Consider the following 16,314-nt stretch of genomic DNA (forward strand, 5'->3'; position numbering starts at 1 on the left):
TATCCGACCACTGCTATCAAGTTTTTTCTATTTTTTATATTCTTTCACTACTTGGTTTATTTTTCCAAAAATTGAACGGCCTGATTTATCGTTCATTTCTACTTCAATTCTATCACCAAAACTCATAAATGGAGTGGAAGGTTTTCCGTCTTTAATGATTTCCAGACACCTCACTTCAGCCAAACAACTCGAACCACTTGGGCTTCCTTGGTTAGCTACAGTTCCTGATCCGATAACGGTTCCTGCCATCAATGAGCGAGTTTTGGCAGCGTGAGCGATCAATTGTCCAAAGTTGAATGTCATGTCAACTCCTGCGTTAGGAGAGCCGATCAGCTTGCCATTTAAAGTAGAGTTCAATGGTAAATGTAACTTTCCATCTTTCCAACTACCGTCTAATTCATCAGGAGTTACTACTACTGGTGCAAAAGCGGTCCAAGGTTTAGACTGATAAAATCCAAATTGTTTCGACAATTCATTCGGAATCAAATTCCGTAAAGAAACATCATTGATAATGGTAATCAATTTGATGTGTTTTAAAGCAGTTGTTGAATCGACTCCTGGAGGAACATCATCCGTAAAAACAGCCACTTCAGATTCAAAATCAATTCCCCATTCTTCGCTTTCAATCTCAATGTCGTCATTGGCGCCAATGAATGCATCAGAAGCTCCCATGTACATCAATGGATCAGTCCAAAAAGATTCTGGCAATTCGGCATTCCTTGCTTTGCGCACCAACTCTACGTGAGTCACATAAGCACTCCCGTCTGCCCAGTGATAAGCTCTTGGCAATGGAGCCATTACTTTAACCGAAGAAAAATCGAAAGTATCTGTTAATTTATTGGAGTTTAAGTCTTCGTAAATAGCTTGAAGCTGGCTTTCAGTATCTGTCCAATTATCTAGTGCGGTCTGCATGGTTTCTGCAATGTGTGCTACTTTTACCGCTTTTGTTAAGGCCTTATTAACAACTACTAATTGTCCGTCTCTGGTTTGGTTGTCTATTGATGCTAATTTCATTGTAAACTTTCTTTTATAAGGGATTTGTATGCGCTTCTTTTGTCAGCTTTGTATAGTAGACAAAGATAAAACTTTCCTACCAAAGAGGCGGGCGGGTAATTTACTAAATAACAAAAGCCGCGAAGTGGTTTTATAACTATTTAATTTTCTAAAAATCGCAATTATCTTTTGTATGATTGGAAAGCGGAGAAATGTTAATCAAACTACCAAACAAACAGTGTATTATATAGCCTTCTATTAAATGTTATTTTCATTCTTATTGTCAGTCTGAAAAGTTATAAGTTTTAAAGTCAATTAAGTTGTTAACTTAAAGTAAAAGGCATTGAATTAATGTGTAACTGACTGCCTACTGCTTTCAAAACTTTGTAAATAGGGAATAGAATGCTTTTACATATTGTTAGCCACTTTTTTTCCAATCACAAAAAAACTACCGACTATTGGTATGTTTTTATTTCTATTAACTCTAGACAATTCCCATTTCCAAATTCTTTGCTTGATGGCGTTAAGGATACCCTTTTTTTGTTTGTGCTCATTTTGATGTTTTTGTAGTTCATTGGATTTTTTATTAAATCCTAATTTGCTGGGAAGTGACCTAAGTAGGAAAACGGGAAGAGGTAAAATAGAAAATATATAAGTTGATTGAATTATGCTGAATCCGCATTTTTTTAATAGCTCACTTAATTCAGTAGTGGTATATCTTTTAAAATGACCAGCATCGTTATCTTCATTACCATCTTCAGGATAGGATAAACTGGAATCAGATTTCGAATAATAAATACCGTTTTCGTTTTTTTTAATATTATGTGCTATTTTTTCAAAATTCATATTGTTTACTATTTTGCCAAATATCCGAATAAAGCGAAAAGAATCATTCATCTCCTTTATATCGTGATACTGTATTTTTAGTTAATACTCAATCGAAATACTTCTGATGGCAATAAATCGCATAATTCACGATTTCTTCCAATTGTAAATCCCGAATATAATCCAAAAAAAACGAAAGCATAGTCTTGGACTGCTTAAAATTAAATCGTTAGATCCGGAATTCAATTCTATCGTTAGAAATGAGGTAGAATCAAATTAAAATGCAATCTTTAGCCCATGACATTACGGGTGCTTTTGCTCTGCCTTCTGGTACTTTTATCCTTTCCTACAATTGTTGCGCAGCCGTCATCCAATACTGCCCAAGGCAAGGTTTCGTTTTCTCAAGCAGAGGAATTGGCTCAGCAAAATCCGAATGAAGCTTTTGCAAAATTAAAGTCGAATGATTTTCGGCATTTTGGTGGGATCCAACAAGCTTATTTGAATGCTTTCATTTTTGAAAGGTTGGGTCAGTTCGATAAAGTAGATTCTATCATTCAAATCGCTTTTGATGAAATGGATTTCTCACAGGATTCCGTCCTGTACATGAAATTCTTGATGGTGCTTTCAGAACAAAAGAAGATTAGTTCGCTAGACTACCAAGGCTCATTAGAAAGTATTGAAAAAGCGGCATTTTTGGCACGAAAATACAAGGACACTATCGCTTTGATTACTTCAAAAATTTCCATTGGTGAACTGTTTCGAGCTACTCAGAATTATAAACAAGGCCATGAGAATTTGGAAGAGGCAGAACGATTGCTCAACCAATTTTCAAAGAAGGACAATTGGCGGCTAACTGCTCGACTGTATGACCGACGGGCGGCTATTTTTCTACAAGCTAAAGTCTTTCCTGATTCGGTAGAAAAATTAACCAAGCAAATTATTGAATTGGCAGAACTGCATCAGGATCAAGATTTATTGGCCAATGCATGTAATTCTATAGGCTATTTGTATTTAGAAACTGATTCGTCAAATTCCAAGACAGAATTTTACTTTTTAAAAGCCATCGCCAATTGGGATGAAATTGGTTATGCCATTTATGCGACCAATGCTCGAATAAATTTAGTGCGCTACTATCAAATGAATGGCCAATACGATAAAGGAATTGAGTTGTTGGTTCCTCAATTGGCGCTTGTTGATAGCTCAGACTGGGGATGGGAAAAAGGAGGCTTTTATGGGGCGTTGGGCAGGTTGTATGAACAGAAGGGCGAATATAAAAAAGCCATGCATTTTATACAGCAATCAAATGCAATACTAACAGAGATAGAAACGGCTAAATTTCACGATAAACTAACGGCTTATTCCATCAGTTTTAAGGTTAAGGAGAAGGAAGAAGAGTTGCTCCGAAAGCAATTGGAAATTGAACTGAGTGAAACCGCATTGGCTGCCGCTAAAAATGAAAAAAGGTATTTATACTTATTGCTGTTTGCGGCATTTTTAATTGTCGTCATTTCCATCTATTTTGTGCGAAATCAAAAGCGACAAAAAGGAGTGATCGTCGTTGCCAATTTGAAGTTAAACGATTTGGTGAATCAGAGAGAAAGTCTACTGAAAGAGATGAACCATCGTGTTAAGAATAACCTGACCGTATTGTCTAGTTTGTTGTTTTTACAAAATGATAGTGCAGAAAATGAAGAAGTGAAGAATGCGTTGAATGATAGTCAATTGAGAATACATTCCATTTCTCTAATTCACGAAAGTTTGTACCGGCAGGAAGACATGGAAAAAGTGAACTTTCAAGATTACTTGGAAAGTATGCTAGAACACATGAAAGAAATTTATTGGCAAGGAAAAGGAGCAGTCAATTCAGAAATAGAGGTGAACGGTTTTGAACCTGAATTAAAAGAATCTGTTCCTTTAGGGATGATTTTTAATGAATTAATTACCAATAGTTTTAAGTATGCTTTTGCGAATGTAAATGCACCAAAAATTTCCATTCAATACGCTAATAACGCCTTGATTTATTCTGATAACGGACCTGGATTTGACCCAGAAGTCATTTCTACTGGTTTAGGGTTTGAATTGATTTCGACTTTTATTGGGCAATTAAACGCAACTTTAATCATTGAAAAGCAGGATGAGTTCACTCAAATAACCATTCAATTGTGATAAAAGAAAATGCAATGCTCCGAATTTTGGTAGTTGATGATGAACCATTGATTGCACTGACTATCAAAAAGATTTTGATCAAGCTGGGCTATATAAAAATAGAACTGGCCCATTCAGAAAGTAAGGCCTTGGAGCTTATGTCGTCTCATCAATTCAATTTAGCGATTTTCGATATCAACTTGAATGGAGCAGAAGAGGGAATCAATTTGGCAATGGGTTGTTGGGATCGGAATATCCCTTTCTTTTATATCTCTAGCTATACCGATAAAAGCACGTTAGATCGAGCATTAGAAACCGCTCCAGGAGCTTATGTGACGAAGCCTTTTATGCAAGGGAATATATACAGTGCCATCGAATTGACGATCGGAAAACAAGCCCAAAAAGAAGATCCATTCATAACGATAAAAGATGGGGGGAATTACTTCCGCATCCGTCACAGCGAAATTTTGTATTTAAAATCGGACAATGTATACATTGAGATTTACACCAAAGAGAAGTGCTATTTGTATAGAGATTCAATCAAGAATTTTCTGGCACTACTGAACAATACTGCTTTTATAAAAGTGCATCGAACCTATGCGGTAAATATTCAGCACATTCGTAAATTGAATGCCAACACTGTTTTCATTGATAAAATAGAAGTTCCACTCAGCAGAACGTTCAAAAAAGACTTGTTGAATCGGATGTAAAAGGAGGCCTCACTATTCAACTTGTTGATGCAAGTAAGCTACAATAAAGTGAGACATACAACATTTTTACCATTTACAGTTTAATCAAAAACGACCTTCACATAAGATCTTAATTATTTTCTTATGAAGAAGTTACTTTTTATTTTATTGTCTTTTTTATCTGTTTACAGTAATGCGCAACCTAGTCCAGCTTACGATGCTGGTTGGTTTCTAGTTTCTGTCGATATGTTCAATGGAATTACAACCATTACTTATGTAGATAAGAATGTGACAGGATGTGATGATATTCTTACTTCTGAAAAGGTTGAATACAGAGTAGGAACAAGCGGTTCATGGATTACATTGTACTCATCTGCTTACGCAACTTTAAGAAATGGGTATTCAGGTGTCATAACATTGTCAACAGTTGCAAGTGGAAATATACAACGGGAAATAGTGGTGGGCAATTTACCCGCGGCTTTTTACTCACAAACTTCTGAAGTAAGGTTAACGGGGAATTATGACGAAATTAATTTATCCGGATCTGCGTGTGGTGGAGAACCAACCCAAGTGGTAAGCATTGTTAAAACACTTTTGAATAAAGTAGATGCTGTAACAAATCTAACCGCAGACTTTGATGCCTATTGCGACCGAACTAATATCTATTATACTAGAGGAGCAAATGTTTCAACCTATTATGATCTGTTGTACGATATCTATCGCGAAAAGAAAGGGGATGCAGCCACTCGAACTAAAATTGCAACAGAGTATACTTCCGAGCATTACTATGATGTGAATGCAGTTAAAGGAATTACCCAGACGTATTACATCCAACCGGTTATTAAATATCTAGATGGCAGAAGGGCTTATGGTGCAGAAAAAAGTGTTGATGGTCGGATTTATGGACCTCCCGGGAATACGGCTGGACTTTTTTTAGATCAAGTCAATTGCAATGGAGATGTGAAAGTGGATTGGAATTGGAGCAGCGCATCAAATCCGGACAATTTTATTGTAGAGCGAGCAGATAATTCAGCATTTAGCTCTAACCTAACCACCACTCAAGTTTCAGGATCAGATCGATCAACAAGAGATGCTTCAACAAACATTGGATCCAAGTATTATTATAGAGTTTATGCTCAAGATAATTGCCCGAATGATCCCAATATAAAGTCTGCTTCTGCACCAACTGCTACTGAAAATGTAATTGGGTTAGGGATTCCACCAATTCCGGTAGTAACTTCTATTTCAAAAAATATTATAGGAAAATCAATTACGGTCAATTGGATAGACAATTCCAATATGGAAGATGGGTTTAAAGTGGTTCGCCAATCTGGTACTGGTCAAGTGGAGTTTGATGTGGCAGCCAATCAAACAAGCTACACCGATAATTCAGCAGAAACTTGCACCAATTACACTTATTTGGTAAAAACCTATAATTTCTGTAAACAGTCGGGTGTTTTATCCACCACGAGTTTTTCAGATTACATTCCGGTAGATATAAAAACCACTTTTGATGCCACTCATAAAATAGAAGCCACTGATGGGGAATTTGGTGAACGAATTGATTTAAAATGGAGCACCTTGAACCGACAAAATGATGATTGGAACATTATTCGAATCAATCCATTGACGCTGGATACAGTTCCATTACCTTCAGTGGATGGCAAAACAAAATCGTATTCAGATTTAACTGCAAATGCAAATACCTTATACAAATACATCATTCAAGGGGTAGTAGATTGCGCCAATAATATTGATTCTTCCAATAAATCGGAAGACATTGGGTTTCGATTGGCGTTTGGAACCATAAACGGACAAGTGACTTATTCTGGAGCTTCGGGAACCGCAGTGGAAGGTGTGAAAGTTATTGCCCAAGCAGCTTCTGGTTCTAGTGGGAAATCAGGTCAATTTGATGGAATTACAAGTTATGCAACTGTTGCGAATTCAGTTTCAATACAAACCAATGAGTTAAGTGTACTCGCTTTTGTAAAACCAACGACATTGACGGGGATTCAACCCATTGTTTCAAAATTGAGTGGAACTACAGGATGGAGCTTGAGTTTAAACGGAGCTAATCTAGAATTTAAGGCAGGTACACAAATCCACTCCTTTTCCAATGCGGCAATCGTTGCGGGTAATTGGATTTCTGTTGGAGCTATATTGAGTAACGATAGCATTAAATTGTTAGTAAACGGAGACACAATCTTGAGAAAGATTTCAGCCCAAACCGCATTAAATACGGTTGATGATTTAAAAATTGGAACAAATGGAACTCACTTTTTTAATGGATTAATCGACGAAGTAAAGTTGTTCGACCGACCGTTGAATAAAAAAGAGGTGAAGCAAAGTTTTGATGTGTATATCAATCCGTCTATGAATGGGTTGGTGGGCTATTGGAGATTTGATGAAGGGTTTGGCAAGACCGCTTATGATTATTCGAAAACGTTCTTGAGTTCCAACAGAAATCATGCGGTACTAAATGCAGTTAGTTTCAATTCTGATAAACCATCAGCAACTCAATTGTCGGCAGGTGCTTATACGGATGTAAATGGGAGTTACTTTATTCCATTTGTGCCTTATTTGGGTAATGGAGATAATTTTATCATTAGCCCTTTCTTAGGGATTCACGAATTTTTACCCAAAACAACCACTTTGTATATCGGCGGTAGTTCACCCAATTATTCAAACATTAACTTTTCAGATGAATCTAATTTTACGGTAACAGGGTCAGTTAAGTTTAAGAATACATCTTGTTTTGTAAAGGATGTATATGTGTTAGTGGATGGGCAACGGCAATTTAAAGCCGACAAAAGTTTGGTAGTCACTGAAACGGATGCACTGGGCAATACTGGTTTTGTAGTTAGTGTGCCCATAGGTCAACATACGGTAAGCGTAGAACTGCAAGGGCACTCCTTTGAGGTGGGCAGTTATTCCACCGATTTTCAAAACAATGTTAATCTAGGGCCTTATTTTATTGACAGTACGTTAATCACGGTTATTGGTCGAGTTGCTGGTGGAGGAATTCAAAAAGCCATGCCTCCTGGTTTAAGAGGGAAGAACAATATTGGAGTGGCAGATATCAATTTTGTGTCACAACAAGGCGGTGGCTGTTTAGATACCACAATTTCCACCTCTGTGAATGAAGGATTGTATCGGATTAAGTTACCACCGATGCGTTATACCATTCCTGAGTTTAAGGTAAATTCAAATTTAGGGATTAAGTTTGCTAGTAAAACCCAAGACTTAACGATTATTAGACCGCTAATCACTCATTATGATACCATTTTTGAGACAATAGCAGGGGTGAAAAGAATCAAACAAAATGACTCAACAAAGTATCATATTCGAAATGATTACACCTATACAAAGTCGCCTGTAATAAATGTGTTGGACGAAAATTTTGGGTCAAACTATGGTGCTGCTAAAGTGGAGTATTCCGATAAAGTATCCAAATTTGATGTTCCTACAGCCATCTTAGGATTTCCATTTCCCATATTTGAGGAGAACGATAAATACACGTGGCAGATCACTGCTTTTGAGGTGTATGAAAATAAAGATGGTGGTGGATCTGTTTTGGATAGTGTTCCTTTTAGCGATGGCAAACTAAAAATAACCAACAATTTAGCAAGTAATGTTTCAGCCGAATTTGTAATCAGTCCCAATGATAACTTTTCAGGAATTCAGGAATATACTTTTTCTGCTGGCCAAGCGAATACGGCACCAGATGTAGATCCTCGATTGAGTTATACAAAAACATTTGAATTGGATTTAATTCCGGTTACAGGGTCTGTAGTTTCTTATAAAATAGACGATATGGGAACACCAAGTCTATTTAGGGGGATTATTTTTGGAGGGAAGTCCTTGGGGAATTCTTTTGCAACAGCCGGACCACAAGTAGTCACTATGATCTTAAGAGATCCTCCAGGGTCGAATAGCTTTTCTACTTGGGAAAAAAACACCACGTTTACCACTAAATCGACTATTGAAAATGCCGGTGGAATAGGTGGTAAATTCGATAAGGTGATAAAAGCAGGAACAGAATTTACCATTGGATTGGGTTATTCCACCAAGACGAAAGTTGAAAACAATATTAATTCAATCACTACTTCTCGGACTGAGATAAATGACAAAGAAGAATTTATTGAAACCACAACCAATAGTATCAATTTATCGACCGGCAGTTCTCGAGAGTCCGTTGGACCCGACGCAGATTTATTTTATGGAAAATCGTTCAACATGGATTTTGGGTTAGCCGAAGTGATTACATTGATTGATGTAGCACAATGCTCAGGTGGTAACGCCACTTGCACAGGGAGTGTATTTACCTATAACAACAGAAGCTTTCGGTTGGGATCTACAAAAACAATGACCGTTGTTCCTGGAGGTTACGGAACTGAATTTTTTTACACCCAAAAAGGCATAGAGGAAACGATTATACCGAGGTTAGAAGGTTTAAAACTTCAACAATTGACTACCAATAGCAATTATACGCTAGTCACTCTTTCAACTGATCCCAACTATGGAAAAAGCAACGATGATGAAGCTTTTACAGGTAATATTTTACAAACGCCAGATCCGTTGAGAAATACACCTACAGATGGGTATGGGCCGAGTTATAACTTTAGTGGATATAATTTAAAAGACACAGTGATTACCACTTCAATTTTGGGATTGCCGATTACTTCCAAAACCATCAAAATTGTAACAGGTGTAGACAGTGTTTGGTGGTATAATCGACAAATAAAAATATGGCAAGAAGCCATAGAAAGAAATGAGCGAGAAAAAGTATTGGCTGATTTATTGTTTCCATTGAAGAGCAATAAATCATTCATCGGTGGCCCTTCCGTAACTTTCACAGAAAGCACCACTAGAGACACTACTGATGCAACAGTGGTTCATTTTAATTTATCGGAAGAAGTCGCGTTAAAAATTGGAGCTGAAATAGGTGGCGTAGGGGTTGAAGTTACTCAAGCCATTAATTTAGATTATAACCGCATTGCGGATAACTCAACCACCAATACCACACAAAATACATTTAGTTACACCATTGATGAGCCAGATATCGCCAACAACTTTACGGTGGATATCTTCAATCCAAAGGATGGATATGGGCCTATTTTTAAAACGAGAGGAGGAGAATCTTCTTGTCCTTATGAAGATGAAGATGTGACCAAATATTACCGACCTGGAGCAGTTATCAATGCGAAAACCGTTCAATTAGAAGAACCTCAATTAACGGCTATTGGTAGTTCGAGCCTCTACAATGTTCCTGCAGATGCAGTGGCGACTTTCAACATTAAGTTGGCTAACCTTGGGCAAGAAGATGTGGTTTTCGATTTACGAGTATTGGAATCTTCCAACCCAAATGGTGCAGAAATTAGAATAGACGGGATCAATCCGAATAGAGCCTTTATAGTACCTAAGTTAGCACCCGTAAATAAGCAGGTCACTATCCGAAAAGGAGCCACTCACATTGGTTACGACAGTTTAGCATTGGTGTTGCATTCCCAATGTCAGTATGATATTGGAACGATTGGTTCTGAGAATATTGCTGATACACTTTATTTGTCGGTTCATTTCTTGCCTTCTTGTACTGAGGTTGAGGTGAGTTCACCTGATGATTTGTTTGTAATCAACACTAATTTTAACAATGTCATTCCAATAGAAATTTCAAACTATGACATTAACTATGGCGGTTTAGAGAAATTGCGTTTAGAGTATCGTCCTTCTTCTCAATCCCAATGGATTCCTACAGTAGAGGAATGGTTTAAAGATTCAAGCAGCTTTAAAGGATTAGTTCCGCCTCACCCAGCGCCAATCATTATTCCCACCAACCAAGCGTATATCAATTACGACTTTTTGGTGGATCAGTTGCCTGATCAAAATTATCAGTTCAGAGCAGTATCAACTTGTAAAATACCAGGCAATCCGGATAAAGATGAACCTTCGGGAGTGATTGGAGGGATAGTGGATCGAGTGTATCCGCAACCGTTTGGAACGCCTAGTCCTGGTGATGGAGTGTTAGATCCAAATGACGACATCTCTATTCAATTCAATGAAACAATCAATTCAGGAAAATTAAGCCCAGATAATTTTCAAGTGACTGGAGTTTTAAATGGAAGTCCTTTAAGCTATGACAAAACCATCTCTTTTGATGGAATGGCGGACTTTTTAGAGATTGCCAATGGATTTGATTTTGCTTCAGAAAGCTTTACCATCGAATTTTGGGCCAAGCGAAATGTTATGGGTACACCGCAAAGTATTCTTTCGCAAGGAATAGATGGCAATAACACTTTCAACTTAGGATTTAATGCAGCCAATCAATTAGAAGTGACACTAAAAGATCAAACTTACGCGTCTACTTTTATTGTAACTGATTTAAGTAGCTGGCACCATTACACCCTTACTTTTGATAAGAACAGCACAACGGCAGAGTTTACCAACCGATTTGGAGTAACCACTGAAACCAGCACGAATAATAACTTTTACGCCAATTTCCTGAGTGGCGGAAAAACCTATTTCGGTAAGAATGCGTTGAATGATGCTGACTTCTTCAATGGTTCTTTATTTGAATTTAGAATATGGAACAAAGCCTTGTCTCCAATTGAAGTGAATTCAAGAAAAGCGGAGTCGTTAACAGGGAGAGAAGCCGGATTGGTGGGTTATTGGCCAATGAATGAGGGACGAGGTTCCATCGCAAGAGATGTGGCAAGATATAGACATGCGCAAGTATTTGCCAACTGGGAATTGAATCCAAAGAGTTCTTCAGTTAGCTTTGATGGCATTGATGATTATCTAGTGCTAGATATGGCACAGACATTAAGCATTACACAAGAAATGGACATGACCATAGAGTTTTGGTTCAAAACTGTTGGGAATCATACCATGTCATTTTTATCCAATGGCTCTGGATTGTTTAGTGCCAATGATATCAATAGAAGTGGTTGGAACATTGAGTTGGCAGCCAATAATACCATTCGAGTTCAAAACGATGGTCAAGACTTTGAGGCCGTTAGTACTAATTTTTCGGATAACAATTGGCATCATTTTGCTTTAGTAGTCAATCGATTGGCCAATTCCACGGCTTTTGTAGATGGAGTTCAGCAAAATAGCATTAGTTCGGATTCTTTATATGGTTTTGGAGCTGAGAAGTTGGTGATAGGAAGTCGATTGCTTCAAAATGGAACACTCTTTACTTACGATCAACCTCTTCAAGGAAACATAGATGAGGTCAGAATCTGGAATTCTGCTCGCTTGAGAGACAACCTCGTGTTGGATCAATACAATCGATTAAAAGGAGATGAATTTGGATTGTTGGCGTATTATCCATTTGAGAAATTTGTCAGCTTGCAAGCGGTGCCAGTTCCAACATTCGAGGATAAAACGGCAAATGATTTAGATTTGACTGCAATGGGATCAGTTGTGACAACAGAATCTGCAGCCATTGCATTGGAACGCCAAGTGCAAAATTTAGCTTTTTCTTGGATTGTCAACAACGATAAAATCGTCTTTAATCTAAATGACGCTCCTGCAGCTATTGAAAATGTAACCCTTAACGTGGCGATAAAGAATATCGAAGATTTAAGAGGGAATAAAATGCAGTCTCCTAAAACTTGGATAGCTTTTGTCAATAAGAATCAAGTGTTGTGGCAGGATGCACAAAAGAACCTGACTAAGGAGTTTAACGATACGTTAACCTTCACCACTAAAATAATAAACAGCGGAGGAGACATTAAAAGCTTCAATTTATCCAACCTTCCTATTTGGTTGACGGCTCAGCCCAGTTCAGGAAGTATAGATCCATTGAGCACTCAAACAATAAAGTTTACGGTGAATTCAGGAATCAATATTGGTCAATATAGGGAAGACATTTTGTTGTCCACCAACTTTGGATTTGATGAGAAATTGGCGGTCAACTTAAAGGTTTCAAAAACTGCTCCGGCGTTTGCTTTTAATCCCAATTTGTATCAGAGTAATATGTCCATCATTGGGCAAGTTAGAATTAATGGAAGTGTGTCTTACAATCCAGATGATCAATTGGTGGCGTTGATAAATGGTGAAGTTCGCGGTGTGGCAAATCTGCAATACCAAGCAGGGTACGATAAATACATTGCTTATTTAGACGTATACAGCAACACTGCCGACAGTATCGACTTCCAAGTGTGGAATGCTTCAAAAGGAGAATTGCACATCGATGTGACGCCTAGAATCATTTTTGCAAGTGATAGCATTATTGGGACACCTGCTGCCCCACAGATTTTTGATGTAGAAGATAAAGTGTTTAAACCAATTGTCTTGAATCCGGGTTGGAATTGGGTTTCTTTTCCATTGTTGACAGACAATATGAATAGCTTTTATCACTTTTTTAGCGATATCACTTTCGCAGAAGGCGATGTAGTTAAAACCATTGGCAATAATAGCAATGCACTGTATAGCCCTACAAACGGATGGATTGGAAATTTAACCACTCAAGGTCTTTCTCCTGCTCAATCCTACTTGATAAAAATTGGTCAATTGGATACGCTCAATTTGAGAGGTTTTGCCATTGATCCATCAACTGAGCCAATTGATGTAGTTGCGGGCTGGAATAGAATTGGTTTTGTTTCACTGAGAAACTTATCCATTCAAACGGCATTGGCCAATTTCAATGCAACTAATGGAGATCTACTAAAAAGTCTGCAGCGCTTTGCATATTACGATCAGCAGATCGGCTGGGTAGGTAGTTTGCAGACGTTAGAGCCGACTAAAGGTTATTTATTAAAGTCAGCGACTAACGCCACGTTTACTTATCCTAGAACAGGTTTGCTGAGGTTAAAAGCACCTGAGTTGGATGCAGACTTATCAAGTACTTTACCAGTGAATTACAATTTGAACCCGAACGAATACGAAGCCAGTACGTCGGCCATTATTGCCGTTAATACCTGTGAAGCATTGGTAGCAAATGAAGATTTTGGATTGGCAGCATTTTACAACAACGAGTTGAGAGGGTGGGTGAGTAAAGCCGATAAATTGAATGCCGAAATCGGTTTTCAATACTTTATGACGGTTTATGGAAATGCGGAGGAAGAATTCAATTTTGTACTGTTGAACCCTAAAACGAATGAAGCCTTCGATTTAATAGAAACATTGGCTTACCAAAAGAATGGATTGACCGGAGCGCCCAATCAACCATTTGTATTGAACACCAATCAAACGGTTGATTGCAGTCAGTTTGTTACGACCATAGCAACATTGGGAAATAATGCAGCAGTATATCCGAACCCATTTTACAATCAAATCAACTTAACGGTACCTGCCGAAATGGAGGAGAATACAACCGTTACTTTGGTAGACGAATTGGGAAGAGTAATCTACCAAGAGCAAAGCCAAGACAGAACAATTTTAGAATGGAACAGCCAACAGTTTGGACCAATAGCTCCTGGAGTTTACCACATTCAATTTAAAGATGGAAAAGAAGTGAAGACGGAGAAGATTATTAAGTTGTAAGGATTGAGAGATTTTCTAAAAATAATAAGCTCCGGCTATTTTAGTTGGAGCTATTTGCTTGATTAGGGTGCTTTATTCGGTTAAAACATTTTCTAAATCGATCTCTATAAATTTATTTCCTAGAGCATTGTAGAGTTTACCGTTCAAGAAAGTTGACTTGCTAGAAGCTGAAAATACAGCTATTTTTTTGCCGCTGACATCTACAACGTATGTTTGATTTTCTTTGGCAATAAACTTCTTACCATTCTTGTTCAAATAGTGGATATAGAAATCCTTCGATTCAATTTTATTCTCAATTTCTAAGTCAGAATTTAAAATTAATACAGTTCCATTATTGGTGTAGAGGTATTTTTTGGAAGAATCCAATTGAGGTAAGCTTAGAAATAAAGAGTCTTGCAGGACTAAAACTTGGTCACCAATGAAATAATTGAGTTTCCCGTATTCTTCTGTGTTAAATGGGCGATCAATAATCTGTTGACCATCGCGTATAGTGTATTTTGAAACATGGTCTTCATAGACAAAGAGTAATACGTCATCATACTGATCCAGTCCCTTTATGATTTCCTTTTTTTCATTAGACACCGTTAACAGATAGTTCTGATCACCAGAATTTAAATCAAAAGAGGCAATAAATGGCGTTCCAAAATCCAGTTGTCGATAACCCATATAAGCGTAACCTCTATTGACCATGATTAGGTTATCGTTAGATTTAAAGATCCATGATCTACTTGTTAAATCATTGGGAAGAGTTTTTTGCCAAATGATTTGGCCATGTTTGTCAAGTTTAACAATGTGTTCTTTTGAAGCATAAAAAATGTGAAGACTATCCACTATGATATTTGAGACCACATCTCTGACTAGATTATTACCGGTAGAGACTGAATACATTCCTGTTAATAAACCTGCGGCAATTCCTAAACCTGTTCCAACAGCAGAAGCAGTATAATCCTTTTCTCCAGTTACTGTATTGTAATCCCAACCAGTACCGTCAAAAATATTTACTGTGTGAAGTCCTGCAGCGCTTACTAATAAAGTTGAATCATTTAAATAGAAGGAGCTGTTCCAGCTGTACTCACGATTGATTTCTCTTTCCCAAATTGATTGGCCTGTTTTGAGATTAATACCTTCAAGTGTGTTTTGCTTCCCCTTAGAAGATTGGAATTTATACCCAATGCCAATATTTTCTATAGGATCGGCAAATATTAGAGAATTCTTAACTTCCCAAAGTTGTTTTCCTGTTTCATTATCTAAACAATAGCTCTTACCAGCAGTTGAACGAAGAGTTACTCCGCCGAATTGTTCGATACTTTCCGTTTGATACATGATTTTATCAAACCAAAGAACTTTGTTATTATCGAGATCATATCTAATCACTTGACCCTTGTTTGAAAGCCATTTTTCTTTTTTCAATCCTCTTAATTGAATAATGATTTCGTTGGTTGCTGTATCTATTTGGAAATCATGTACTCGTTCTGGGAATGTGTATTCTTTGGCCTGAACTGGTTCGCCAGTCAAAAAAATTTGTCCAACTGCCTTTGTGTTGGTTAATACGGTAATTTCTTTTTGAGCTAAAACTTGGAATGAGCCCAAAAATATAAAAGTGATAATTAGGTAGATTTTATTCATTGCAATTTTCTCAATGATTACGAATGCTTAATTTAATTGTCAAAAGTCAACTATTTTGGTCATAAAAATAACTATAATTTTATTGTATTAAATCTTCAAAAAATGGCGTTAATATTAGTTATTAATTGATTTTTTTTAATGTGGGGAATGCACGCCAACGTTTATTATATGGCAAGTAGGGCAGAAGAAAATGATAAAAGTTCAAGTTTTCACTGAGCCAAAGCGTTGTATTTTGTTCTTAATCTAATTCCACCTCAAAATTCTACTCACAAGTCCAAACTGTTGTTCCGGAAGAGGATTCTTCAAGTCGGACAGCTTCATTATCATTACAAACTTCTCGAACTTCTTCAGTATAATTACCGGCAACTCCACCTATCGTTTTTGTGCAGGTTTGACAATCCTCTTTTTTGCATGAAACAAAGGCGAGTAATGTGGTGATTATTATCAAGATGTATTTCATAATAATTTTGTTTTGAGGGTGTAATGATTTAATTATTGTTATCCATAAAATGGCAAAGATAGAATTTTCAACTACCCCATTGAGGAACCA

The 16,314-nt window shown here is 37.3% G+C and carries 7 protein-coding genes; 3 read left to right on the plus strand and 4 right to left on the minus strand.

The window, feature by feature from the left end; genetic code table 11:
• Window positions 1–27: 27 nt before the first annotated feature.
• Both ACTB0X_RS11590 and ACTB0X_RS11595 read right to left on the minus strand, forming a co-directional pair.
• The gene (locus ACTB0X_RS11590) at window positions 28–1,014 is read right to left on the minus strand and encodes a fumarylacetoacetate hydrolase family protein (RefSeq protein WP_463025187.1); all 987 of its coding nucleotides are present in this window, start codon (window positions 1,012–1,014) and stop codon (window positions 28–30) included.
• Between the two features lie 387 nt (window positions 1,015–1,401).
• Window positions 1,402–1,839 (minus strand): hypothetical protein, encoded by a 438-nt coding sequence (locus ACTB0X_RS11595; protein WP_463025188.1) that lies wholly within the window; start codon window positions 1,837–1,839, stop codon window positions 1,402–1,404.
• Between the two features lie 276 nt (window positions 1,840–2,115).
• Here ACTB0X_RS11595 and ACTB0X_RS11600 point away from each other — a divergent pair, with 276 nt between their 5' ends.
• The 3 genes from ACTB0X_RS11600 to ACTB0X_RS11610 all read left to right on the plus strand — a co-directional run bounded on the left by ACTB0X_RS11600 (window position 2,116) and on the right by ACTB0X_RS11610 (window position 14,138).
• Window positions 2,116–3,984 carry a tetratricopeptide repeat-containing sensor histidine kinase gene (locus tag ACTB0X_RS11600; protein WP_463025189.1) on the plus strand — a complete coding sequence of 623 codons (1,869 nt, stop codon included), beginning with the start codon at window positions 2,116–2,118 and terminating at the stop codon, window positions 3,982–3,984.
• 14 nt (window positions 3,985–3,998) lie between these two features.
• Window positions 3,999–4,673, plus strand: a complete 675-nt coding sequence (locus tag ACTB0X_RS11605) for a LytR/AlgR family response regulator transcription factor (protein WP_463025190.1) — start codon at window positions 3,999–4,001, stop codon at window positions 4,671–4,673.
• 123 nt (window positions 4,674–4,796) lie between these two features.
• Window positions 4,797–14,138 (plus strand): LamG-like jellyroll fold domain-containing protein, encoded by a 9,342-nt coding sequence (locus ACTB0X_RS11610; RefSeq protein ID WP_463025191.1) that lies wholly within the window; start codon window positions 4,797–4,799, stop codon window positions 14,136–14,138.
• A 72-nt stretch (window positions 14,139–14,210) separates the two neighbouring features.
• Here ACTB0X_RS11610 and ACTB0X_RS11615 read toward each other — a convergent pair whose 3' ends face one another.
• The gene (locus tag ACTB0X_RS11615; protein ID WP_463025192.1) at window positions 14,211–15,764 is read right to left on the minus strand and encodes an outer membrane protein assembly factor BamB family protein; all 1,554 of its coding nucleotides are present in this window, start codon (window positions 15,762–15,764) and stop codon (window positions 14,211–14,213) included.
• 262 nt (window positions 15,765–16,026) lie between these two features.
• Entirely contained in the window at window positions 16,027–16,224 is a 198-nt protein-coding gene (locus ACTB0X_RS11620; protein ID WP_463025193.1) for a hypothetical protein, read from the minus strand.
• Window positions 16,225–16,314: the final 90 nt, after the last annotated feature.

This window comes from Acidiluteibacter sp. (genome assembly GCF_055129545.1).

Bases quoted from the DNA above. Each gene is read 5' to 3' on its own strand.
- ACTB0X_RS11595 (WP_463025188.1), bottom strand. From the start codon at position 1,839: ATGAATTTTGAAAAAATAGCACATAATATTAAAAAAAACGAAAACGGT.
- ACTB0X_RS11615 (WP_463025192.1), bottom strand. From the start codon at position 15,764: ATGAATAAAATCTACCTAATTATCACTTTTATATTTTTGGGCTCATTC.
- ACTB0X_RS11605 (WP_463025190.1), top strand. From the start codon at position 3,999: ATGCTCCGAATTTTGGTAGTTGATGATGAACCATTGATTGCACTGACT.
- ACTB0X_RS11610 (WP_463025191.1), top strand. From the start codon at position 4,797: ATGAAGAAGTTACTTTTTATTTTATTGTCTTTTTTATCTGTTTACAGT.
- ACTB0X_RS11620 (WP_463025193.1), bottom strand. From the start codon at position 16,224: ATGAAATACATCTTGATAATAATCACCACATTACTCGCCTTTGTTTCA.
- ACTB0X_RS11590 (WP_463025187.1), bottom strand. From the start codon at position 1,014: ATGAAATTAGCATCAATAGACAACCAAACCAGAGACGGACAATTAGTA.
- ACTB0X_RS11600 (WP_463025189.1), top strand. From the start codon at position 2,116: ATGACATTACGGGTGCTTTTGCTCTGCCTTCTGGTACTTTTATCCTTT.